Source organism: Microbacterium album, from assembly GCF_014643695.1.
GTDB lineage: Bacteria > Actinomycetota > Actinomycetes > Actinomycetales > Microbacteriaceae > Microbacterium > Microbacterium album.
In genome coordinates this window covers 115,284-136,257 of record NZ_BMJY01000002.1, presented here as the reverse complement: position 1 = coordinate 136,257, position 20,974 = coordinate 115,284, and the positions used below count along the sequence as shown (strand labels likewise).

At 71.1% G+C, this 20,974-nt stretch carries 18 protein-coding genes; 11 read left to right on the top strand and 7 right to left on the bottom strand.

What is annotated here, in order from left to right; all coding sequences use genetic code 11:
- Positions 1-3 precede the first annotated feature (3 nt).
- The 5 genes from IEX37_RS03270 to IEX37_RS03250 all read right to left on the bottom strand — a co-directional run bounded on the left by IEX37_RS03270 (position 4) and on the right by IEX37_RS03250 (position 6,187).
- Positions 4-1,467, bottom strand: a complete 1,464-nt coding sequence (locus IEX37_RS03270) for an aldehyde dehydrogenase family protein (RefSeq protein WP_188754821.1) — start codon at positions 1,465-1,467, stop codon at positions 4-6.
- An 11-nt stretch (positions 1,468-1,478) separates the two neighbouring features.
- Positions 1,479-3,008 (bottom strand): carotenoid oxygenase family protein, encoded by a 1,530-nt coding sequence (locus IEX37_RS03265; RefSeq protein ID WP_188754820.1) that lies wholly within the window; start codon positions 3,006-3,008, stop codon positions 1,479-1,481.
- 31 nt (positions 3,009-3,039) lie between these two features.
- The gene (locus tag IEX37_RS03260) at positions 3,040-4,596 is read right to left on the bottom strand and encodes a GMC family oxidoreductase (RefSeq protein ID WP_188754819.1); all 1,557 of its coding nucleotides are present in this window, start codon (positions 4,594-4,596) and stop codon (positions 3,040-3,042) included.
- Between the two features lie 284 nt (positions 4,597-4,880).
- Positions 4,881-5,522, bottom strand: coding sequence for a GntR family transcriptional regulator (locus IEX37_RS03255; RefSeq protein ID WP_188754818.1), 642 nt, complete (start codon positions 5,520-5,522; stop codon positions 4,881-4,883).
- 149 nt (positions 5,523-5,671) lie between these two features.
- The gene (locus IEX37_RS03250; protein WP_188754817.1) at positions 5,672-6,187 is read right to left on the bottom strand and encodes a MarR family winged helix-turn-helix transcriptional regulator; all 516 of its coding nucleotides are present in this window, start codon (positions 6,185-6,187) and stop codon (positions 5,672-5,674) included.
- A 234-nt stretch (positions 6,188-6,421) separates the two neighbouring features.
- Here IEX37_RS03250 and IEX37_RS03245 point away from each other — a divergent pair, with 234 nt between their 5' ends.
- The 9 genes from IEX37_RS03245 to IEX37_RS03205 all read left to right on the top strand — a co-directional run bounded on the left by IEX37_RS03245 (position 6,422) and on the right by IEX37_RS03205 (position 16,501).
- Positions 6,422-7,327, top strand: coding sequence for a transketolase (locus IEX37_RS03245; protein ID WP_188754816.1), 906 nt, complete (start codon positions 6,422-6,424; stop codon positions 7,325-7,327).
- Positions 7,327-8,322 (top strand): transketolase family protein, encoded by a 996-nt coding sequence (locus IEX37_RS03240; RefSeq protein ID WP_188754815.1) that lies wholly within the window; start codon positions 7,327-7,329, stop codon positions 8,320-8,322. The genes IEX37_RS03245 and IEX37_RS03240 overlap by 1 nt, the downstream gene beginning before the upstream one ends.
- An 11-nt stretch (positions 8,323-8,333) precedes the next feature.
- Positions 8,334-9,410 carry a zinc-dependent alcohol dehydrogenase gene (locus tag IEX37_RS03235; protein ID WP_188754814.1) on the top strand — a complete coding sequence of 359 codons (1,077 nt, stop codon included), beginning with the start codon at positions 8,334-8,336 and terminating at the stop codon, positions 9,408-9,410.
- Entirely contained in the window at positions 9,407-10,921 is a 1,515-nt protein-coding gene (locus tag IEX37_RS03230; protein WP_188754813.1) for a sugar ABC transporter ATP-binding protein, read from the top strand. The genes IEX37_RS03235 and IEX37_RS03230 overlap by 4 nt, the downstream gene beginning before the upstream one ends.
- Position 10,922: 1 nt before the next feature.
- Positions 10,923-11,909, top strand: a complete 987-nt coding sequence (locus IEX37_RS03225) for an ABC transporter permease (RefSeq protein ID WP_188754812.1) — start codon at positions 10,923-10,925, stop codon at positions 11,907-11,909.
- Between the two features lie 69 nt (positions 11,910-11,978).
- On the top strand, positions 11,979-12,962 hold the full coding sequence (locus IEX37_RS03220) for a sugar ABC transporter substrate-binding protein (RefSeq protein ID WP_188754811.1): 984 nt from the start codon (positions 11,979-11,981) through the stop codon (positions 12,960-12,962).
- A gap of 78 nt (positions 12,963-13,040) precedes the next feature.
- On the top strand, positions 13,041-13,823 hold the full coding sequence (locus tag IEX37_RS03215; RefSeq protein ID WP_188754810.1) for an SDR family NAD(P)-dependent oxidoreductase: 783 nt from the start codon (positions 13,041-13,043) through the stop codon (positions 13,821-13,823).
- 7 nt (positions 13,824-13,830) lie between these two features.
- Positions 13,831-14,760 (top strand): sugar phosphate isomerase/epimerase family protein, encoded by a 930-nt coding sequence (locus tag IEX37_RS03210; protein ID WP_188754809.1) that lies wholly within the window; start codon positions 13,831-13,833, stop codon positions 14,758-14,760.
- 172 nt (positions 14,761-14,932) lie between these two features.
- Positions 14,933-16,501, top strand: a complete 1,569-nt coding sequence (locus IEX37_RS03205; RefSeq protein ID WP_188754808.1) for an aldehyde dehydrogenase family protein — start codon at positions 14,933-14,935, stop codon at positions 16,499-16,501.
- Positions 16,502-16,619: 118 nt separating this feature from the next.
- On the opposite strand, the gene IEX37_RS03200 is transcribed toward IEX37_RS03205, so the two are convergent.
- Both IEX37_RS03200 and IEX37_RS03195 read right to left on the bottom strand, forming a co-directional pair.
- Positions 16,620-17,687, bottom strand: a complete 1,068-nt coding sequence (locus IEX37_RS03200) for an LLM class flavin-dependent oxidoreductase (RefSeq protein ID WP_188754807.1) — start codon at positions 17,685-17,687, stop codon at positions 16,620-16,622.
- Positions 17,684-18,652, bottom strand: a complete 969-nt coding sequence (locus IEX37_RS03195; RefSeq protein WP_188754806.1) for an alpha/beta hydrolase — start codon at positions 18,650-18,652, stop codon at positions 17,684-17,686. Before IEX37_RS03195 ends, IEX37_RS03200 begins: the two co-directional genes overlap by 4 nt.
- Before the next feature lie 111 nt (positions 18,653-18,763).
- Here IEX37_RS03195 and IEX37_RS03190 point away from each other — a divergent pair, with 111 nt between their 5' ends.
- The gene (locus IEX37_RS03190; protein ID WP_188754805.1) at positions 18,764-18,970 is read left to right on the top strand and encodes an AsnC family protein; all 207 of its coding nucleotides are present in this window, start codon (positions 18,764-18,766) and stop codon (positions 18,968-18,970) included.
- A gap of 8 nt (positions 18,971-18,978) precedes the next feature.
- Positions 18,979-20,856 (top strand): ABC transporter ATP-binding protein, encoded by a 1,878-nt coding sequence (locus IEX37_RS03185; RefSeq protein ID WP_188754804.1) that lies wholly within the window; start codon positions 18,979-18,981, stop codon positions 20,854-20,856.
- Positions 20,857-20,974: the final 118 nt, after the last annotated feature.

Sequence of the window (20,974 nt, the reverse complement as noted above, 5' to 3'; positions counted from 1 at the left end):
CGCCTACATCACGCTGCGGTCGATGGTCACCGTCTTGAGTTCGCAGAAGGCGTCGATGCCGAGGCGTCCTCCCTCGCGGCCGACGCCGCTCTGCTTGGCCCCGCCGAACGGGATCTCTGCGCCGACGTGCGGGTGCCGATTCACCCAGGCACCGCCGCTCTCGAGGCGCCGGGCGAGCTCGGTGCCTCGCTCGAGGTCCGCGGTCCACACGGACCCGCCGAGGCCGTAGTCGCTGAAGTTCACCTCGTCGATCGCCCTGTCGACATCCGAGAATCGGATCACCGGGAGCGCGGGCCCGAACTGCTCCTCGTCCACGAGGCGCACGCCCGGGCCGACCCCGGTGACGATCGTCGGCGGGATGAAGAAGCCCGGCCGGTCGAGCGGCGCGCCGCCCGTGACCGCGGTGCCGCCCGCCGCGAGGGCGTCCTCGATGAGCTCCGTGACGCGCTCGAACTGCGGACGCGTCGTCGACGGCCCCATGGTCGTCCCCGGATCCCACGGGTCGCCGGGCTGTGCCGCTCGCGCGATCTCGGCCAGCGCGGCGACGACCTCGTCGTGCACGTCCTCGTGGACGTACAGTCGCTTGATCGCCGCGCAGATCTGCCCGCTGAGCCCGAAGGCACCCCGATATAGATGCGGCGCGATCGCCTGCACGTCGACGTCCGGCATGACGATCGCGGCATCGTTCCCCCCGAGCTCGAGAAGGACCCGCTTGAGGGTCGGCGCCGCAGCGGCCATGATCGCGCGGCCCGCCTCGATACTCCCCGTGAACGCGATCATGTCGGTCTGACGGTGCTTCGTCATGGCGACCCCGATGTCGTCGCCACCCGCGAGGATGTTGACCACGCCCGCCGGGACGAGGTCGCGGATCAGGTCGCCGACGAGCAGCGCCGAGAAGGGCGTGAACGGAGACGGCTTCGCCACGACGGTGTCGCCCACGAGCAGCGCTGCGGAGATCTTGTTGAGCAGCATGACGACCGGGCCGTTCCAGGGAACGATCGCCGCGACGACGCCGACCGGGTCGCGCACCACCTGCACGCTCAGCTCGGGGCTGTCGACCAGGGTGTCGACCGGGAGCTCCGCGCCGGCGTACCAGCGTGCGTGCGCGGCGGCGAGCCTGACCTCGCCGCGCCCGATCGGGGCGGGCTTTCCCGTCTCAGCGGAGATCACCCGTCCGAGTCGCTCCTCCGCGCCTTCGAGTCGCTCGGCGATGTCGATGAGCGCCCGACGGCGCTGCTCGAGGTCCGCGCGCCACGCGGGGAGCGCGGCCCGCGCCGAGGCCATCGCCTCGTCGAGGAGCTCCGGCGATGCCTCGGGGCATTCGGCGAGGATCGCTCCGGACCACGGCGCCACGACGTCGAACGACGTCGCCTCTCGGACGACGCGTCCGCCGACGAGGTGGCCGATTCCGTCGAGATCCGCGGCCAGCTGGCTGAGGACGTCCTGCTGCTGCAGTGTGGTGGTCATCTCTGCTCCGTTCATTCCGGTCGGATGTGGGGGACGTATCCGAGCTCCTCGACCGACACCCACAGGCCGTGGAAGGTGGGCCGGATGTGGAGCGGGATGTGCACCGTCGCGACCGGCCCGTCCGCGAAGCGGGCGGTGTCGATCACGATGAGCTCGGTGTGCGCGAAAGGCAGGCGGTTGACGAGCGCGACGAGGAACCCGTCGCCCTCGGGCGCATCGTCGGAGCGGGGGATGAACACCGGCTCCTGGATGTTGCCGCCGTCGCCCACGTACCAGCGCTCCGTCTCGCCCGTCTGGACATCGATGTGGATCAGCGTGTTGAACCACACTCCGCGCGAGATCAGGGGGTCGACGGGCTTGTCGCGGTCCTTCCCCGTCAGGAAGCCGTGCCGATAGGCCTTGGTCGCGTAGCGCTGGTCGATCTCGGGGAAGTCCACTCCGATGCCGTCGAGCAGTCTGACCTCTTGGAACTCCCCGCCTCGCTTCGACAGATCGCACGTCCAGCGCGTCAGGTACTGGGTGACGAGCCCGGGATCGAACGGGTCGCCGTTCTTGTGCGTCCACGGAGCGGCCTGGCTCACGCACAGGTCCACGTGCACGAGGCTTCCCTCCGAGAAGGAGTTGAGGGTGTGGAAGGACCATCGGGCCGGACCGTCGAACCAGACCATGTCGTCCACCGAGGCGTTGCGCTTGAGCACACCGAGATGCGTCGTCTGCTCGGGGTCCCACGCCCAGCGCGGCCCACCCGCCCTCACCCTCTCGGGGTCGGTGGTGAGCGGCATGACGGGAAGCACCGCGTGCTGCTGCGACACCGCCCAATCGTGGATGACGCTCTGGTAGGGCGGCAGGAGCCATTGCTCGTCGGTCAGCCGTCCGTCGGCGTCCGCCACCGCCACGGCGATGTCGTCGGAGAGCTCGCCGGCGGCGGAGTAGCCGTAGAAGACCCACTCGCCCGTGACGGGATCCATCTTCGGATGCGCCGTCATGGTCTTGCTCCGCAGCCGGCCGTCGAAATCTTGCTTGCCCATCGTGCGCAGCGTGAGCGGGTCCAGCTCGTGCGCGAGACCGTCCTCCTTGATCGCGAAGAGCCGGTTCGCGTGCCAGATCATGCTCGTGTTCGCGGTCGTGCGGTCCACGCCCTGCATCGACGGGTGATCCGTGTAGGGATTGCGGTACAGGCCGAACAGCGCGTGCCCGGCTTCCCGCTCCGCGTTGAACTTGTCGGTGCGCACGTAGCGCGTCCGCATCGAGGCCCGGCCCTCGGCGAGCACGTACATGGAGACCATGCCGTCGCCGTTGACGTAGATGTCGTCGCCCGCGATCGGCGGGTAGGCCGGGTCCGGGCCGCAGCGATAGAGGATCCCCTCCACCTGCGGGGGCAGGACGCCGTCGACCTGAAGATCGACGATGTCGGCCTCGATCCGCTGCGGCGTGTTGATCCCGGTGAAGGTGGCGGTCCGCGGGAACCGCCCCCGCAGCTGTTCCGCTGCGTCCTTGATGCCGCTGAGCCGGATCTCCTCGATCCCGATTTCGTTCAGCATGTTCCGCCTCCTTCTGGCGAGGCGACCGCACTCACGCGGTCGCGAGTTCTGTTGTGGTCGCGGACGACAGCGGTCGGCCGGTCAGCCGAGAGGCCGCCAGTTCCGCCATCGCCACGACGGTGAGATGCAGGTTCGCGCTCACCACGCTCGGCATGATCGAGGCGTCGACGACCCGCAGACCCTCGGTGCCGATGACGCGGCAGTCCGGGGTGACGACCACGCCCTCGTCGCCTTCGGCGCCCATCCGAGCGGTGGAGCACAGGTGCATCACGTCCTTGACCATGGCGCGGATGTCCCGGTCGGAGCGGATCCACGACGGTTCGCCGGTGCGGATCCGTTCGAGCGAGGGATGCTCGAGGAGCTCCCGCATGCGCTCGAGCGCATCGCGCATGCGTGCCAGGTCGCGCTCGTCCGAGAGCAGGTCCATCTCGAGGTGCGGGTCCGCGAGGGGATCCGCGGAATGCAAGAAGTAGCGCCCGCGCGACAGCGACTGGTTCAACTGCACGGCGACGCCCGCCGTCGGCTTGCCGAACCAGTAGTTGTGATTGCTGGCCATGAACATCATGTCGTTCGGGCGAGCCCCGGGCAGCTCCGACGAGTACCGCACGATCACGTTGGTCGGTCGGTTGCCGACGCTGATGCGCGATTCGTCCGTCACCGGGATCTCGACGAAGACGACGGCGTGGTCCTGAAGCCCTTCCCCCACGGGGAGCACGGAGAGCGGGGCGACGCCGATCTCACGCAGCACCCCCTCGGGGCCGATTCCGGATCGCATGAGGATCGCCGGGGAGTGCATGGCCCCGGCCGACAGGAGGACCTCACCCCCGGGCGCGAGCATGCGGGCGGTCCCGTCCGCGAGGAGCACGCCCGTCGCGCGCGTGCCGTCGAACAGCACTCTGTCGACATGCGCACTTCCCTCGATCGTGAGGTTCTCCCGCTCCCGGATGGGCTCCAGGTAGCCGTCGTTCGTGGACACCCGGCGGCCGTCTCGGATATTGAGCGCGAACGCGGCGGCTCCCGTGCCATGGGGCGCGTTGTGGTCGGGGTCCCATCCGTAGCCCGCGTCGATCGCCGCATCGCGAAGGCCCCGGTCCGTGCCTCCCCAACCGGACTCCGGCTCCCGGTACACAGGGATCGGCCCCTGTGCTCCGTGGAAGGGCGACTCGGGGAAGTCGTGATCGGACTCCGAGGCGATGAACGCGGGCAGGAGGTCCTCATACGACCAGCCCCGCGCGCCCATCCGCTCCCATTCGGCGAAGTCTGCCGGGACCCCGCGGATCGCGCAGAGCCCGTTGATGGTCGAGCTGCCGCCCAGACCGCGCCCGCGCCGGTAGGGGAAGACCTCCTGCCCCGGGGCCCGGCGCGCTGTGGGGCCGGTCCAGACGAAGTCAGGATTCGGTTCGGCGGCCGTCGCCCGCAGTTCGAGCCCGCGACCCAGGTCGCGGTGGTGATACTCCGGCGGAGTCTCCGCGGACCGGTAATCGGGCCCGGCCTCCAGGAGCAGGACCTGCGCACGCGCTTCCTCCGAGATGCGTGCCGCCAACACCGCACCGGCAGAGCCGGCGCCCACGATGATGTAATCCCACATTGCCGCGTTCAACTCCTCATCGAGCCAGTAGCAGCCGCGCCACCCTGCGCGGCGTTGTGGGACTCACGCTAGGGCCAACTGACGGTCATTACAAGACCCTTTCTATTATTTCGCCCATATTCCGGCAGAACAGCCCATCAACGAGTTAGATTAGGTAAAGCTAACTTCCATGCGCATGGCGACGGGCGCGTGCCAGACGCCGGGCTTGAGGCACCATCACATGCGGTGCGGCGCGGATGACGGGCTCCCACGCCCCCGATTCCCGAGAGTGTGGCCGCAGCCCGTCAGGGGAGCTCGGACAGCACGCGGACGATGCCCTCGAGGTGCGTGCGGGTGGCCGCCGCCGCGGCGTCGGGATCGCGCGCCAGCACGGCGTCGATGATCGCGATGTGCTCGGGCGCCGACTGCGCGACACGCCCCGGGTGGTACGCGAGGCGGAACTGGTGGCGCGCCGACTGCGCGCGCAGCCGCTCGAGCAGCTGGACCGCCGTGGCATGCCCGCTCAGCTCGCGGATGCGCCGGTCCATCTCCTGGTTCAGTGCGGCGTATCCGACCAGGTCCCCGGCAGCGACCGCCGCCTGGATCTGCTCCCGCAGCTCCGCGAGCCCCGCCGCGTCCTCGTCGCCGAGGTTCGCGGCCGCCTTGCGCGCGCAGAGCTCCTCGAGCCCCATGCGCACCTCGACGATCTCGATGGCCTCCTCGACGCTGATCGCGCGCACGCGAGCGCCGCGGTTGGGCAGCCGCTCGACGAGGCCTTCCCCGGCGAGGTTCATGAGCGCGGTGCGTACCGCCGCCCGCGTCGCGTCGAAGCGTGCGCTGATGTCGGCCTCGATGAGCCGCTGATGCGGAGCGAAATCGCCGTCCAGGATGGCCTCGCGGATCCGACGCGTCAGCTCGGGCTGCGCGCCCGTCGCCGTCTCGGTCATCGTCGACAATCGACCCCTCCTCGCATGCGTGACCCCATTGTCCTTCACGCTCCGCCGCCCGCGCGGCAGGGATGAGCCCATTGTGCCGGATCCGCGCGGATTTTGTCGCGGATTTTGTTCACAACTCCGGGCGTGCTCGGAACGAGAGGTCAGGATGCGAGCCGCACGCGCTCCAGCATCTCGCGCAGCAGCGCGTTGAACCGCTCAGCCTCGGCGTCGGACAGGCCCTCGAGGATGATGTCCTGCCCGCTCGCGGAGATGGGCTGCATGGCGCGGTGCATGTCGGCACCGGCCTGACTGAGGTACATCGGGCGGGTGCCGCGCGGCCCGTCCGAGAGCAGCAGCAGGCCGCGGTCGATGAGCGTGCTCACGCTCTGCGAGACCACCGCCTTGTTGACGCCGAGGAACTCCGACACCTCGGTCGCCGAGCTCCCCGGCCGGGTGGCGAGCGCCGAGATGACGCGCCACGCGTTCGTGCCGAGGCCGAAGCGCCGTCGCAGCTCGTGCGACTCGCGCCACACGAGCGCGTTCGACAGCAGCGCGAGCAGGCGCGGCGTGAAGGAGTCGGGATGGAGAGCGTCCGCGAGCGGCTCCGTGATCGCTCCCTCCGGCGCGGCGTGGTGCGCCCTCGGCGCCGCGTCGGCATCCCTGACGGTTTCGCTCATCTCGCTTCCCCTCCGCGGCTCCTGCCGCGTTGCACAGTCTCCCAGATCCGGGTTGTCGTCCCGCCATCACCAAACAAGTTGTTAGCCATCCCTGTTTACAGCTAAACATCATCCTGCTAGTTTCGGTGGCACACCGGGGCCGACGAGGGCTCCGGGAAGCACTGGGAGTGTCGACGGCGACACCCGCGTGAGGTACGCGGTGCGGTGTCGACCTCGGCGATGAGGAGGCATGACATGACTCGGGCAGTCCTCGACACCGGCGAGCGACACAGCGTCGCAGAGCTGGAGGACCTCGCATACGAGCTGCGGCGCAAGCTGCTTCTGCTCTGCGGCACCTACGAGGGCGCCGTCCACATCGGGGGCGACCTCTCGGTCGCCGACATCCTGACCGCGCTGTTCCATCACGGTCTGCGGATCGATCCGAACGACATCGCCAACCCGGCCCGAGACCGCTTCGTGCTGAGCAAGGGCCACGCCGCGGTGTGCATGTACATCGCGATGTCGATGCGCGGCTTCTTCTCCTACGACGAGATCGTCGCGACGTACGGGCAGCTCGACAGCGCGTACGGGATGCACCCCTGCAAGGTGCAGCTTCCCGGCGTCGAGTGCTCGACCGGCTCGCTCGGGCACGGCCTGCCGCTCGCGGTGGGCATGGCGCTGAGCGGACGTGCCCGCGGCGAGCTGCACCGCGTGGTCACGCTGCTCGGCGACGGCGAGACGGGCGAGGGCTCGGTGTGGGAGGCGGCCATGGCCGGGCGCAGCCAGAAGCTCGGCAACCTCGTCGCATTCGTCGACCGCAACCGACAGCTCATGACGAGCTTCGCGGAGGAGCGCGTCATCTTCGAGCCGTACGCCGACAAGTGGCGTGCGTTCGGCTGGAACGTCGTCGAGATCGACGGCCATGACATGGGGCAGCTCGTCGCCGCGATCGATGCGCTGCCTTCCCCCGACAGCGACCTGCCCACGGTCGTGATCTGCGAGACGGTCAAGGGCAAGGGCGTCGATTTCATGGAGCGCAACCTCGCGTGGCACGCGGGGTCGCTCGGCGCGGACGACCTCGAGCGCGCGCTGGCGGCGCTCGACGCGTCGCGTGCCTCGAACGCATCGGAGAACGACACGGAAGCGCAGGAGGCCCGCTGATGCCCGTCACCTTCACCTTCGGAGAGATGCTCTCGGCGCGGTCGGTCATCGGATCGACGCTCGCGGAGCTCGGCGAGACCCACCCGAACCTGTGGGTCCTCACCCCTGACATCGGAGCGACCCTCGTGGAGTTCCGCGACACCTACCCCGAGCGCTTCGTCGACGTCGGGCTGGCCGAGCAGGTGTGCGTCGGCATCGCCGCGGGCCTGGCGTACGACGGCAACATCCCCGTCGTCTCCGGCATGCTGCCGTTCCTGTCGATGCGGGCCCTCGAGCAGATCCGCACCGACGTCTGCTACCCCAACCTTCCGGTCAAGATCATCGGCACCCACGGCGGCCTCGTCGGCAACGGCGGCTCGACGCACTACGCGGTCGAGGACCTGGGCCTGATGTGCTCGCTCACCAACATGACGGTGACCTCGATCGGCGATCCGGTGATGGTGGGCGAGATCATCCGGCAGTCGATGGACATGACCGGCCCCCTCTACATCCGGCTCGCGGTGGGCAAGAAGGACAAGGTGCTGTACGAGGAGGGCCAGCACGAGATCCGGATCGGCAAGGGGATCGTCGCCCGCGACGGCTCGGACGTGACGCTCTTCACCCACGGCACCACCGTGTCCCAGGCGCTCGACGCCGCCGAGCAGCTCGCCGAGGACGGCGTGTCCGTGCGAGTCGTGGACATGTTCACGCTCAAGCCCATCGACGTCGAGCTCATCGAGCGGTGCGCGGCCGAGACCGACGGCCGTTTCGTGGTCCTCGAGGACCACCTCGCGTACGGCGGGCTCGCGAGCCGCATCGCGGACGTCGTCGCGGACCGCGGCCTTCGCCTGACGTCGTTCGAGCGCCTCGGCATCCCCCAGGTGTATGCGGGCTTCGGTGAGGACGAGCAACTGCGCGACAAGCACGGGTACGGCCTGTCGGCCACGGTGGGGGCGCTCCGCCGCGCGGTCGGACCCGCGACGCGCGCCGGCGCCGACGAGCCGGCCGCGATCTGAGGGGGAGGACCATGAGGACCGTCGCCGTCACGAAGATCGGCAGCCTGCGCGATCCCGACGAGGCCACCCGCGGGCGCATCGGGCTGGTCGACTTCCCCGAGCAGCCGCTCGGTCCGGAGGACGTGCGCATCCGGGTCGCGTACGCGGCCATCTGCGGATCCGACCCCCACCTCGCCGAGGGCTTCTTCGGCACCGACGTGCCGATCGGTCTCGGTCACGAGATCTCCGGCGTCGTCGAGGCGCTCGGCGAGCGCGCGACGCGCAACGGCCTGAGGGTCGGCGACCGCGTCGCTGGCAACTTCCTGCGCTTCTGCGGCACGTGCCGCGCGTGTCAGGAGGGGGCGCAGCAGTTCTGCGAGCACATCCAGGAGTACAACCGCCCGGGCATGGCCGAGACGATCACCTGGCACGAGTCGCAGGTCTACCGCCTGCCCGACGACGTGTCGCTGCTGAAGGGCTGTCTGCTCGAGCCGACGTCGGTCGCGGTGCGCATCGTCGACAAGGCCCGCATCCGCGTCGGCGATCGCGTGGCGATCTGCGGCGGCGGCCCCATCGGCCAGCTCGCCCTCCAGGTGGTGCGGCGCCACGGCGCCACGTCCCTCACGCTCATCGAGCCGATCGCCGGGCGGCGCGACATGGCCCTCCGACACGGCGCCGAGTTCGTGATCGACCCCACCGCGGAGGACCAGGGGCAGCGCGCCGCGGAGATCACGGCGGGGCGCGGCTACGACGTCGTCATCGACGCCTCCGGCTCCCCGCGCGCCGTGCGTGGGCTGCTGGATCTCGCGGCCAAGGGCGGGACGGTCGTGTACGGGGCGATGTACCCCGAGGACTACGAGATGCCGCTGAACCTGTCGGACTATCTGTATCTGAAGGAGCTGACGCTCACGGGCGTCTTCGTCTCCCCGTACGCGTTCCCGCGCGCGCTGCAGCTGCTGCCGCACCTCGACGTGGACGAGCTGACGGCCGCGGTCTTCGACCTCGAGGATGCGCCCGCCGCGTTCGACGCCCACGTCAGCGGACGCCATCCGAAGGTGGTCATCCGCTGCAATCCCGTCCCGGACGAGCGACGGGAGCGGCTCTCATGACCGCGACCCAGACGCGCGCGTCGGCCGCGCCCGCGCTCGAGGCGCACGACATCGTCAAGCGCTTCGACGGCGTCCACGCGCTGGAGGGCGCGCGCCTGTCCGTCCGGGCGGGCGAGATCCACGCGCTGCTCGGGGAGAACGGCGCCGGCAAGTCCACCCTGATCAAGGTGTTGACGGGGATCCACCAGCCCGACCAGGGCGACGTGCGCTGCTTCGGCGAGCCCGTGGACTTCTCCGGCGTCCGCGCCGCCAACCGCGCCGGCGTGGTCGCGCTCTACCAGGAGCTGTCGATCATCCCCACCATCAGCGTCGCCGAGAACATCGTGCTCGGTGACCGCGCGCCCAGCCGTGCGGGCTTCGTGCGCTGGGCCGAGCTCAACCGCCGGGCGCGCCTGCAGCTGGACCGCCTGAACCAGCGGATCCCCCTCGGCAAGCTCGCCGGCCACCTCTCCCCCGTCCAGCAGACGATGGTCGCGGTGGCGCGGGCGCTGGGCAGCGACGCGCGGGTCCTGATCCTGGACGAGCCGACGGCGTCCCTCACCGACACCGAGATCCGGGACCTCTTCGTCGTCCTGCGCGGGCTGCGGGACGAGGGCGTGGCGATCGTGTACGTCTCGCACCGCCTCGAGGAGGTGTTCGAGCTGTGCGACCGCCTCACCGTGATGCGCAACGGGCGCACGATCACGACCCGCGACGTCGCGGAGACCACGATCGACGAGGTCATCTCCACCATGGTCGGCCGCGAGCAGAGCGAGCTGTATCCCGCGCGCGGCACGACCCGGGGCGAGCCCGTGCTGCGGGTCGAGGGCCTCGCCGGCCGCCGCGTCGCCGACGTCTCGTTCACGGTCCACGCCGGCGAAGTGCTCGGCATCGGCGGGCTGGCCGGCTCGGGGCGGAGCGAGCTGCTGCGCCTGCTGTCGGGCGCGCAGCGCCGGACAGCAGGCGCGATCGAGGTGGACGGGGCGGCCCTGCGCGGCGCCGGCGTCGGGCGCGCCCTCGAGGCCGGCATCGCGCTGGTGCCCGAGGAGCGCCGCAGCCAGGGAGTGATCCTGTCCGCGGCGATCCAGGACAACATCGCGATCGCCAACCTCGGCGACGTCAGCCGCGCGGGCTTCGTCTCGCAGCGGCGGATCGGGGCGCTCGCGCGCCGCGGGCTCGAGGAGCTGCGCGTGAAGGCCCGCGGGCCCCGGCAGCCGGTCGGGCAGCTCTCGGGCGGCAACCAGCAGAAGGTGGTCCTGGCCAAGATGCTCGCCCGCGCCCCCCGCGTCCTGCTCATGGACGAGCCGACGCGCGGGATCGACGTCGGCACCAAGGCCGAGATCTACCGGCTGATCCGCCGGCTCGCGGCGGCGGGAACCGCGATCGTCGTGATCAGCAGCGAGCTGCCCGAGCTCATCGGCCTCACGGATCGCATCCTCGTGATGCACGAAGGCCGCCTCAACGGCGAGGTGGAGGCCGCGTCCGCCGACGACGAGCTCATCCTCGCCCACGCCTACGGAAGGAGTGCCTGACATGGCACCGGAGACGAGCACCCTGTCGACCGCCGCGCTGCCGCGCGAGCGCGCGCCCATGACCCAGCTGCTCTGGCAGGGCGGGACGATCATCGCGCTCCTGCTGCTGATCGCGTTCTTCACCATCATGCGGCCGGGGGTGTTCCTGAGCGTCGGGAACGTGACGAACATCCTGTCGCAGGTCGCGATCCTCACGATCATCGCGGCGGCGCAGACCGTGGTCATGGTGGTGGGCGACTTCGATCTCTCGGTCGGCACGAACGCCACGCTCTCGGGCGCCGCCGCGGCCGCCCTCATGATCGGCGGCACACCCGTGCCGGCCGCGATCCTGGCGGGGCTCGCCGTGGGAACGCTCGTCGGCGCGATCAACGGCATCCTCGTCGCGTACCTGAAGCTGTCGGCGTTCGTCGCGACGCTCGCCACCATGACGACGGTCGGCGGTCTCGCCTTCATCGTGACGGACGGCACCACGCTGTACGGCATGCCGGAGGAGTTCGCGTGGCTCGGTCAGGGCTCGATGCTGGGGCTCCCCATGCCCGTCGTGTTCGCGATGCTCGTGGCCCTCCTGATCTGGGTGGTGCTGCGCTTCACGACCATCGGACGGCGCTGGTACGCCGTGGGCGGCAACGCGGAGGTGGCCCGCCTGTCGGGCGTGAGCGTGCGGGCGACGCGGTTCCTGGCGTTCACGGTCGCGGGGTTCTTCTCCGCCGCGGGAGGGATCATCCTCGTCAGCCGGCTCTCGAGCGCGAGCTCCTCCAGCGCGAACAACTACATGATGCTCGCCGTCGCCGCGGTCTTCCTGGGCATGACGATCCTGCGATCGGGGCAGGCGAACATCGGGGGCACGCTCGTCGGCGTCGGGATCATCGGCGTGCTGAACAACGGGCTGAACATCCTCGGCGTGAACACCTACGTCCAGCAGGTGCTCACGGGCGTGATCATCATCGCGGCCGTGATCCTGTCGGCACTCAAGAAACGAGACGCGTAGCACCCGTCTCTGCGGCGGTCATCCGCTCGCGCGATCACACACCAAGCGCGATCACGAACAAGGGAGTACATGATGCGCACATCACGCACGGCCGCTCTGGCGGCACTGGGCCTCGTCGGGGCACTCGGCCTCGCCGGCTGCTCGGACGCCGGAGCCAGCCCCGGCGGCGGGGACGACACGTTCACCGTCGCCGCCTTCACCGCCGGCTACGGCACCCCGGTCGGCAAGTCGATCCTGGACCAGTTCGTCCAGGAGGGCCGCGATCGCGGCTGGGACGTGACGCTGTACACGAGCGACTTCGACTACGACAAGATCAACAGCGACCTCCAGACCGCGATCTCCCAGGGCGTCGACGCCATCTTCGCCGGCTACCCGGATCCCCGGCAGATCGGTCCGCTCGTGTCGGCCGCGAAGGCCGCGGACATCCCGATCTTCTCGATCGACGGCGGCGTCGAGCCGAACGACGACTTCGTGCTCGACGTCACCACCAAGCAGCAGCAGATCGCGGAGCTGACGGTGGAGGCGCTCGGCGAGGCGATGGGCGGCCTGGAGGGCAAGGACGTCATGGTCATCGGCCACGACCCGCACGTGGGCATCATGACGCGCAGCGGCATGGCCGAGGACCTCCTGCGCGACGCCGGGGCGAACATCGCGGGCGGGAGCATCCGACAGGTCCTCGCGCCCGCGACCTCACAGGAGGAGACGCTCAAGTTCGTCACCGACTACCTGCAGGCCAACCCCGACGGGCTCGACGGCGTCTGGACCGGCTGGGACCACGCCGCCGTGGGCGCCGTGCAGGCCATCCGCGAGGCGGGACGCGACGACATCTACGTCACGGGCGTCGACGCGATCGGGCTCGCGCTGGACGAGATCAAGAAGGACGGCCCCTTCCTGGCGACGGTCATCCAGCCGTGGCCGGACGTGCTGGCGGAGCTGCTGTCGCACATGGAGGCGTACGCCGCTTCCGGCGAGCTGCCGTCGACGAACTTCATCGAGACCGACGTCGAGCTCGTCACGATCGACAACGTCGATCAGGTGGAGCCGACCGACTGACCCCGCGCGAGGGGGCGCCCGAGCGCCCCCTCGCCACCGGCTGACGCGGGCATGCCCGCGCGACAGAGAGGAAACGGAATGAGACTGGACGGCAAGGTCGCCATCATCACGGGAGGCGCCAGCGGCATCGGCCGCGCGACGGTGCACAAGTTCGTGCGCGAGGGGGCGAAGGTGCTCGTCGCCGACATCGACCTCGCACGCGCCGAGCAAGTGGTCGCGGAGGTCGAGGATGCCGGCTTCGCCGGCGCGGCGGCCGCCGTCGCCGTCGACGTGTCGGTCTTCGCGGACGTCGAGGCGATGGTCGCCCGGGCCGTCGAGATCTTCGGCGCGGTCCACGTCATCTTCAACAACGCGGGGATCGCCGGCGGCGCGCCGCTCCTCGAACACGACCCCGCGGTCGACTACGAGCCGATGATCCGCGTGGACCAGCACGGCGTGTACTACGGCATCCTCGCGGCCGGGCGGCAGATGGCCAAGCAGGGCGCGGGCGGCGTCATCATCAGCACGTCGTCCGTGTACGGCGAGCAGGCCGCGGAACTCTCGTTCACGTACAGCGCCGCCAAGGCCGCCGTGATCTCGTTCACGCGCTCCGCCGCGTACGAGCTCGCGGAGCACGGCATCCGCGCCGTCGCGATCACGCCGGGGCGGGTGGCGACGCCGATCATCAACCAGTTCAGCCAGGAGCTGCGCGACACCTTCGCCTCCGAGCAGCTGCGCGGGCGTCTCACCGAGCCCGAGGAGATCGCCGACGTGGTGGCCTTCCTCGCCTCCGACGAGTCGCGCGTCATCAACGGCACGGTGGTGAGCGTCGAGGACGGCTACTCGGTGTTCAAGCAGCGCCTCGACCTGCCGGTGTTCTGATCCGCCCATGAGCACGCACACCTTGCCGGCGGCGGATCGCCTGCCGCACGAACTCGACGTCGGCTGCCATCTCAACGTCGTGATCGGCGACCCCGGATCCGGCGAGCTGCCGGGCGCGCTCGACGCGATCGCCGCGCGCGGCTTCCGACGGGTGGTGCTGCCGCCCGTCGACCCGGAGGCGTTCGACGCGGAGGGGTTCCGGCACGCGTGCGAGGAACGCGGCCTGACCGCCATCCCGATCGCGGGGCAGTCCCCGGGCGCTGACGTCTCCTCCCCGGACGAGGACGTTCGCGCCGCGGGCGCGGCGGAGTTGCGCCGCATGGTCGAGCTGGCGGTCCAGCTCGGCTCGGACCAGCTCAACGGCGTGCCGTACGGGCTGTTCGGGAGGGCTGCGACTCCGCCCTCCCGCGACGCCTGGCGGCGGTCGGCGGCGGCCGTCGGGGCCGCCGCAGAGTACGCGCACGAGCGCGGCGTCACGCTCGTGTTCGAGGTGCTGAACCGCTACGAGACGGCGATGGTCACCACCGCCGAGCAGGCGATGGAGTTCGCCGAGGCGAGCGGTTCGAGCCGCGTGCGCATCCACCTCGACACGTTCCACATGGCGGTCGAGGAGGAGGACGCGTCCGCGGCCATCCGGGCCGCGCTCCCCCGACTGGCGTACCTGGAGCTCGGGCAGTCCGGCCGTGGACTGCTCTCGCGCGGCGCCGTCGACATCCCAGCGCTCGTCCGGCGGGCGCTGGACGACGGGTACGCGGGCCGCTGGGGCGTGGAGGCCTTCAGCGCCGCCGTGCTGCCTCCCCCCGCACAGGAGGCGCTCGCCATCTGGCGCGCGCCGTACCGGGACGGCACGGCCGTCGTCGACGACGCCGTGCGGGTGATCCGTGCGGGCTGGGACGCCGGCCGGCGCAGGACCGAGGGCGAGGAGGGACCCCGATGAGGTCGCGGATGCTGCCTGAGCGCACATCGCTTATCAGAGCGCGCTCCGTCCGCGAACTCCCTTGTCCCGGGGAGCCCGGTACATCAGACTGATGACAAGAAACGTTCCATTCGTTCACGAAGTCCGGCGCAGCCAGCAGCCGGCAGACACACACAGAGAGGTGAGTGGTCGTATGACCGACACGGAGAACGCCGTCGTCAGCACCGACGCGGCATCCGGAAGCGCATCCGACACGGAGGTGGGCACCGCTGGCGACGCGTCGACGTCGGCCGCGGTGCGGACCGGACTGTTCATCGGAGGTGAGGAGCGGTTCACGCAGGACGTGCTGCAGGTCGCGGATCCCGGCAAGCCGGGCGTCGTCGTCGGCGAGGCCGCCGCCGCATCCGAGCAGGACGTCAAGGACGCGGTGGCCGCGGCGAAGGCCGCCTTCCCCGCCTGGGCCGCGCTGTCGGCGCAGGAGCGCGCCCAGGCGATGGCCGACGCGATCGCGGGCATCGCGGACGAGCGCGACGAGGACGCCGCCATCCTGTCGCAGGAGAACGGCAAGATCCGCATGGAGGCCTGGATCGACGCGCTCGTGTTCGAGCTGCGCTGGAACCTGGCGCTGACCCTGGCCGACGAGGTCGAGAAGGGCAAGGTGCTCGAGCCCGCCCCCGGGATCCCCGTCACCACCCAGGTGACGTACCAGCCGCTGGGCGTGTCGACCATCATCGTCCCGTTCAACTGGCCGATCGCGATCCTCGGGGCCTCGCTGCCGCACGCGCTGCTGGCCGGGAACACCGCGATCGTCAAGCCGCCGCCCTCGGCGCCGTTGGCGACGACCCGCGTCGTGCAGCGCGTGGCCGCGAAGCTGCCCCCGGGGGTGCTCAACGTCATCACCGGCCGCGACGAGAACATGTCCGCGCTCATCCAGAACACCGACGTCGCCAAGGTCTGCTTCACGGGCAGCGTCAACGGCGGCAAGCGCATGATGGAGATGGCGTCGAAGTCGCTCACCCGCGTGACGCTCGAGCTGGGCGGCAACGACGCGGCGGTCTTCGCCGAGGACGCGATCCTGGACGACACGCACCTCGACCGGCTGTTCGCGGCGATCTACGACAGCACGGGCCAGATCTGCATGAACGCCAAGCGCGTGTACGTGCACCGGTCGCGGCTGGACGAGCTGGTCGCTGGCCTGGAGGCGCGCCTCCAGAAGGTGCAGCTCGGCTACGGCCTGGACGAGGACACCACGATGGGGCCGCTCCACCAGCCCGCGCAGAAGGCGTTCGTCGAGGAGCTCATCCAGGAGGCGAAGGACGCCGGCGCCGAGGTGCGCGAGTACGGCGAGCTGCCCGGCGGTGAGCTCGCCGGAGGCAACTTCCTGCGCCCCGCGATCGTGATCGACCCGGACCCGTCGCTGCGCGTCGTCACGCAGGAGCAGTTCGGCCCGGTCATCCCGATCATCCCCTTCGACACCGAGGAGGAGGCCGTCGCCGCCGCGAACGACACGTGGGGCGGCCTGTGCGGCTCGGTCTGGACCGCCAGCCCCGAGACCGCGCAGCGCATCGGCTCGCAGCTCGTGTGCGGCTACGTCTGGATCAACGATCACGGCGCCACCCGCCTCGACCTGCGCGCGCCGTTCGGCGGCATGAAGCAGTCGGGCTTCGGCCGTGAGCAGGGCATCGAGGGCGTCCGTGCCTTCCAGGACACCCACTCGATCGCGACGCTCGATGAGGAGGCCCTCGCGCAGATGGCGCACTGAGCCTCCGCGACAATACGTCTCCGCGCCGAGAATGCGTGTAACCGCCGCATTCTCGGCGCGGAGTCGTATTTTCGGCGCGCGAGCGGATTCCCGGCGGGCGGAGGCGGGCGGAGGCGCGTCAGGCGCCGGCGGGCGCCCGGCCGCCGACGGCGGGGATCACGTGATCGGCGAAGAGGTCGAGCGAGCGCAGCGCATGCTCGGCGGGCAGACCTCCCCACGCGAACGCGCCGGCCAGGTAGTTCACGCCCGTCTCCTCGACGGCGTGCACGACCTGATCGCGCACGGACTCGGCGGAACCGACGAACATCAGGTGCCGGTCGACGAGGTCGCGCAGGTCGGGCGTCTCGTCGTAGCCGGCCGCGCCGGCGCGGCGCCACAGGTGCGCGAAGCTCGCGTAGTGCTCGGCGAAGGCGGCCTCGGCGAGCGCGAACGCCTCCGCGTCGGTCTCGGCGACCAGCACATGCCGCAGGATGCCGAAGCGCGGCGCCCCGTCCGCGACTCCGAGGTCGCGCTCGACCCGCTCGCGCTCGGCGAAGTACACGTCGCGGTGCTCGCGGATGACCGCGAGCGAGGGCGAGCGGAACGCGAAGCCGAAGATCGTGTGCTGCCCGCGCGCGGCGGCCTGCGCGATCGACGCCGGGTTGCTCGTGGGATACCAGAACGGCGGCACCCGACGCGGGCGGATGAACAGCTCCACGTCCGCGCCGCCACCGGGCGGTGTGAACACGCCCGTCTCGAGCGCGGCCATGATGGCGGGCGCCGCAGCGGCGTAGCGTTCGGCGACCTCCTCCCGGTCCCACCCGAACATGGCGGCCTCGATGGGAGAGGAGCCCTTGCCGACCCCCAGTTCGAGGCGCCCGCCCGAGAGCTGGTCGAGCATCCCGATCTCCTGCACGAGCCGCAGCGGGTCGTAGAACGGCACGATGAACGTCGTCGGCACGAGCCGGATCCGCTCGGTCTCGCGGGCGACCGCGGCAAGCCACACGGCGGGCGAGGACACCAGCCCCAGCGGCGTGCCGTGGTGCTCGGCGACGTGGTAACGGCCGATGCCCCGCACGTCCGCGCGCCGCGCGAGGGCGAGGCGCTCCTCGTACACGCGGGCCGTGTCGCGCCCTGGCGCCGCGTCCATCCAGTCGAAGACCCCGAACTCGACGGTCCCAGCCCCGTCGCTCGCGTGCTCGCTCATGCGCTGTGTCCTTCCTCGTGGGCGCCCGAGTGCTGCTCGAGCGTCCGGTGGATGAAGCCCTCCAGGACGACGCCATAGGCGTCGCCGGTGCCCAGGCCCAGCACCGGCGAGAAGTGGCTGTGCCCCGACGCCAGGTGCACGGCGGGCAGCTCGCCCCGCCCCGCCAGGATCGCGGCGATCGCGAGGCCGGCCTGGCGATGGAACGCGGTCGGGTCGTGCTGGGCGACACCGACGAACAGCGGCACGGTCGTGCCCGCCAGGCCCGGGGCCGCCGAGCGCTCGCGGCGCTGCCCCTCGTCTCCGTAGTAGACGTCGACCATGCCGGCCAGCTCGCCGTCGGCGCTCGCGGGGTCATAGATGCCCGACTGCAGGATCGCCGCGGCCACTCCCCGCGCGCCGGCCGGCGCCCCGCCGGCGTGGCCCGCCAGGAGGCCGGCAACGTGCGCGGCGCCGGCGGAGTGACCGAACAGCACGATGCGGTCCGGGTCTCCGCCGTGCTCGGCGACGTTCGCGCGCAGCCATCCCAACGCCGCCGCGACGTCCTCGGCACCGGCGGGCCAGCGATGCTCGGGCGCACGGCGATACGTCATGGTGACGCCCAGGAAGCCCCGGTCGGCGGCCCACCCGCCCACGTTGTCGAAGAAGGGCAGCTCGGGATCGCGCTTGTCGCCGCCGACGAAGCCACCGCCGTGCACGAACAGCACGACGGGTCGCCCCGCGCCTCCCCCGGGTTCCGGGAAGGGCGATGCGGAGTGGAGGTCCAGTCGGTGGCGCTCGTGGGCGCCATAGGCGATGTCCCGGCGGATGTGCGGGGCCGGCACGACGCCGTCGGGCGACCGGCGGAGCAACCCGGCGAACAACTCGCGCTGCGCGCCGATCACCTCGGGCACGAACATGCGGGCGTGGCGGGCGAGCAGCGCCCAGGCGTCTGCGGGCAGGCCGGAGGATGGGTCGGAAGAGGGCATCGTCGTCTCTCTCGGGGGGTGTCACGAGCCTCTCACGGCGTCGCCGCCTCTCGCCAGCGACGCCCCGCGCGCCGACTTGATCCTCGCGCATGCGTCAACTACGGTTGACGCATGCGCGAGACGACGACCACGGCCACTCCTGACCCGGAGGAGCCGATCCCGGCGCTGTTCGCGATCGCCGAGCGCCGCCGCGCGCTGACCCGCGAGGAGGAGGCGCTCGTGCGGCGCGCCCGCATGCAGGGCCACTCGTGGGAGGCGATCGCGACGGCGCTCGGCATCACGAAGCAGGCAGCCCACAAGAAGTTCGGCCGGAAGTGAGTCACGACATGTCCGAGGCATCCGCGCGCCCCGTCCGCGGCCGACGCAACCCGTTCGCACGAGCGCAGGACGACGGCGGCCCTCGCGCCACGTTCCGCCAGCTGCTGCCGTTCCTGTTCGAGCACAAGCGCGTGCTCGTCGTGGTCTCGGTGCTCAGCGTCATCGCCGCCGCCACGACGCTCGTCCAACCGCTGCTCATCGGCGAGGTGATCGCCCGCGTCCAGGCGGAGCAGCCCCTGGGCGTGCTCGTCGGAGGACTCGTCCTGTTCGTCCTCGTCTCCTCGGCCGTGGGCGCCTACCAGCACTACCTGCTGCAGCGCACGGGCACCGCGGTCGTGCTCTCGAGCCGGCGCCAGCTGATCGCGCGGCTGCTGCACCTGCCCATCCGCGAGTTCGATGCGCGGCGCACGGGCGACCTCGTCTCCCGCGTCGGCACGGACACCACGATGCTCTACGCAGTGCTGACGCAGGGGCTCGCCGACAGCGTCGGCAACGTGCTGCTGTTCGTGGGCGCCCTCATCGCGATGCTCGTGATCGACCCGATCATGCTGCTCAGCATCGTGGGCGTCCTCGGCGTGAGCGTCGTGGCGGTCGCCTCGCTGAGCGGGCGGATCCGCCGCGCGACGAGTGCGCAGCAGGAGAGCGTCGGCGAGCTCACGAGCGGCATCGAGCGGGCCATCGGGGCCATCCGCACCGTGCGCGCCTCGGGCGCGACGGAGCGCGAGGAGCGGGCGGTCACGGAGAAGGCCTCCCAGGCCTACGCGGCGGGAGTCCGCGTCGCGAAGGCCTCCGCGCTCGTCGTGCCGATCGCCGGCATCGCATTGCAGGCGTCGATGCTCGTCGTCCTGGGCGTCGGCGGCATGCGCGTGGCCTCCGGGGCCGTGACGATCGCCGAGCTCGTCACCTTCGTGATGTTCCTCTTCCTCATGGTCATGCCGCTCGCATCGGCGTTCGGCGCGATGACAAGCGTGGGTCAGGCGCTCGGCGCGCTCGGCCGCATCCAGGAGGTCCTCGACCTCCCGACGGAAGCCGCCGACGACGCGCCGAGCACGCGCCCGGTCCCCGTCCCCGGCGCCCCGGCGATCGCGTTCCGCGACGTCCGCTTCCGCTACCCCGAGGCCGTGGTCGCCGCGCGGCGCCAGGCGGTCAAGGAAGCGCAGGAGGAGCACGTGCCGACGCTCGCGGAGGCGGCCGAGGCGCGCGAGGACGACGTGCTGCGCGGCGTGACGTTCGAGGTGCCGCGGGGTGCGCGCGTCGCCCTCGTGGGGCCGAGCGGCGCAGGCAAGTCCACGATCCTGGCGCTCATCGAGCGCTTCTACGATCCGACCGCGGGGCGCATCGAGCTGGACGGCCAGGACATCCGCGAGCTGCCGCGCGAGGAGCTGCGGGCGCGCTTCGGATACGTGGAGCAGGATGCCCCGACTCTCGCCGGGACGATCGCGGACAACCTGCGCCTGGCCGCGCCCGATGCCTCGGACGCCGACTGCGAGCGCGTGCTGCGCGCCGTCAATCTCGGCGGCGTGATCGACCGCAGCCCGCTCGGGATCGACTCCCCCGTGGGCGAGGACGGCGTGATGCTGTCGGGCGGAGAGCGTCAGCGGCTCGCGATCGCCCGCGCGCTCCTGACGGCCCCGCCGATCCTGCTGCTGGACGAGTCGACCTCGTCGCTCGACGGCCTCAACGAGCAGTTGATGCGCGACGCGATCGACGCCGTGGCGCAGGGGCGCACCCTCCTCGTCATCGCCCACCGCCTGTCCACGGTGGTCGACAGCGACCGGATCATCGTGCTGGACCGCGGCGAGGTCGTGGGCCAGGGCACCCACAGCGAACTGGTCCAGTCGGTGCCGCTGTACCGGGACCTGGCACGCCACCAGCTGCTGGTGTGAGCGTGCGGGGGGCGCCGGGCGCCGGGATGAAGAACGACCCGCCCCGGATCGGAAGAGAGGGCGGGTCGTTCTGTTGCGCGTCTGTCCGGTGTGCGGTTCCGGGCATCCGCGGCGAAGG

Excerpts from the sequence above, each read along its gene's own strand:
- IEX37_RS03245 (WP_188754816.1), top strand. The coding sequence starts at position 6,422 with ATGACTCGGGCAGTCCTCGACACCGGCGAGCGACACAGCGTCGCAGAG.
- IEX37_RS03225 (WP_188754812.1), top strand. The coding sequence starts at position 10,923 with ATGGCACCGGAGACGAGCACCCTGTCGACCGCCGCGCTGCCGCGCGAG.
- IEX37_RS03190 (WP_188754805.1), top strand. The coding sequence starts at position 18,764 with ATGCGCGAGACGACGACCACGGCCACTCCTGACCCGGAGGAGCCGATC.
- IEX37_RS03255 (WP_188754818.1), bottom strand. The coding sequence starts at position 5,522 with ATGACCGAGACGGCGACGGGCGCGCAGCCCGAGCTGACGCGTCGGATC.
- IEX37_RS03260 (WP_188754819.1), bottom strand. The coding sequence starts at position 4,596 with ATGTGGGATTACATCATCGTGGGCGCCGGCTCTGCCGGTGCGGTGTTG.
- IEX37_RS03250 (WP_188754817.1), bottom strand. The coding sequence starts at position 6,187 with ATGAGCGAAACCGTCAGGGATGCCGACGCGGCGCCGAGGGCGCACCAC.
- IEX37_RS03205 (WP_188754808.1), top strand. The coding sequence starts at position 14,933 with ATGACCGACACGGAGAACGCCGTCGTCAGCACCGACGCGGCATCCGGA.
- IEX37_RS03270 (WP_188754821.1), bottom strand. The coding sequence starts at position 1,467 with ATGACCACCACACTGCAGCAGCAGGACGTCCTCAGCCAGCTGGCCGCG.
- IEX37_RS03185 (WP_188754804.1), top strand. The coding sequence starts at position 18,979 with ATGTCCGAGGCATCCGCGCGCCCCGTCCGCGGCCGACGCAACCCGTTC.
- IEX37_RS03210 (WP_188754809.1), top strand. The coding sequence starts at position 13,831 with ATGAGCACGCACACCTTGCCGGCGGCGGATCGCCTGCCGCACGAACTC.
- IEX37_RS03220 (WP_188754811.1), top strand. The coding sequence starts at position 11,979 with ATGATGCGCACATCACGCACGGCCGCTCTGGCGGCACTGGGCCTCGTC.
- IEX37_RS03200 (WP_188754807.1), bottom strand. The coding sequence starts at position 17,687 with ATGAGCGAGCACGCGAGCGACGGGGCTGGGACCGTCGAGTTCGGGGTC.
- IEX37_RS03240 (WP_188754815.1), top strand. The coding sequence starts at position 7,327 with ATGCCCGTCACCTTCACCTTCGGAGAGATGCTCTCGGCGCGGTCGGTC.
- IEX37_RS03230 (WP_188754813.1), top strand. The coding sequence starts at position 9,407 with ATGACCGCGACCCAGACGCGCGCGTCGGCCGCGCCCGCGCTCGAGGCG.
- IEX37_RS03215 (WP_188754810.1), top strand. The coding sequence starts at position 13,041 with ATGAGACTGGACGGCAAGGTCGCCATCATCACGGGAGGCGCCAGCGGC.
- IEX37_RS03195 (WP_188754806.1), bottom strand. The coding sequence starts at position 18,652 with ATGCCCTCTTCCGACCCATCCTCCGGCCTGCCCGCAGACGCCTGGGCG.
- IEX37_RS03235 (WP_188754814.1), top strand. The coding sequence starts at position 8,334 with ATGAGGACCGTCGCCGTCACGAAGATCGGCAGCCTGCGCGATCCCGAC.
- IEX37_RS03265 (WP_188754820.1), bottom strand. The coding sequence starts at position 3,008 with ATGCTGAACGAAATCGGGATCGAGGAGATCCGGCTCAGCGGCATCAAG.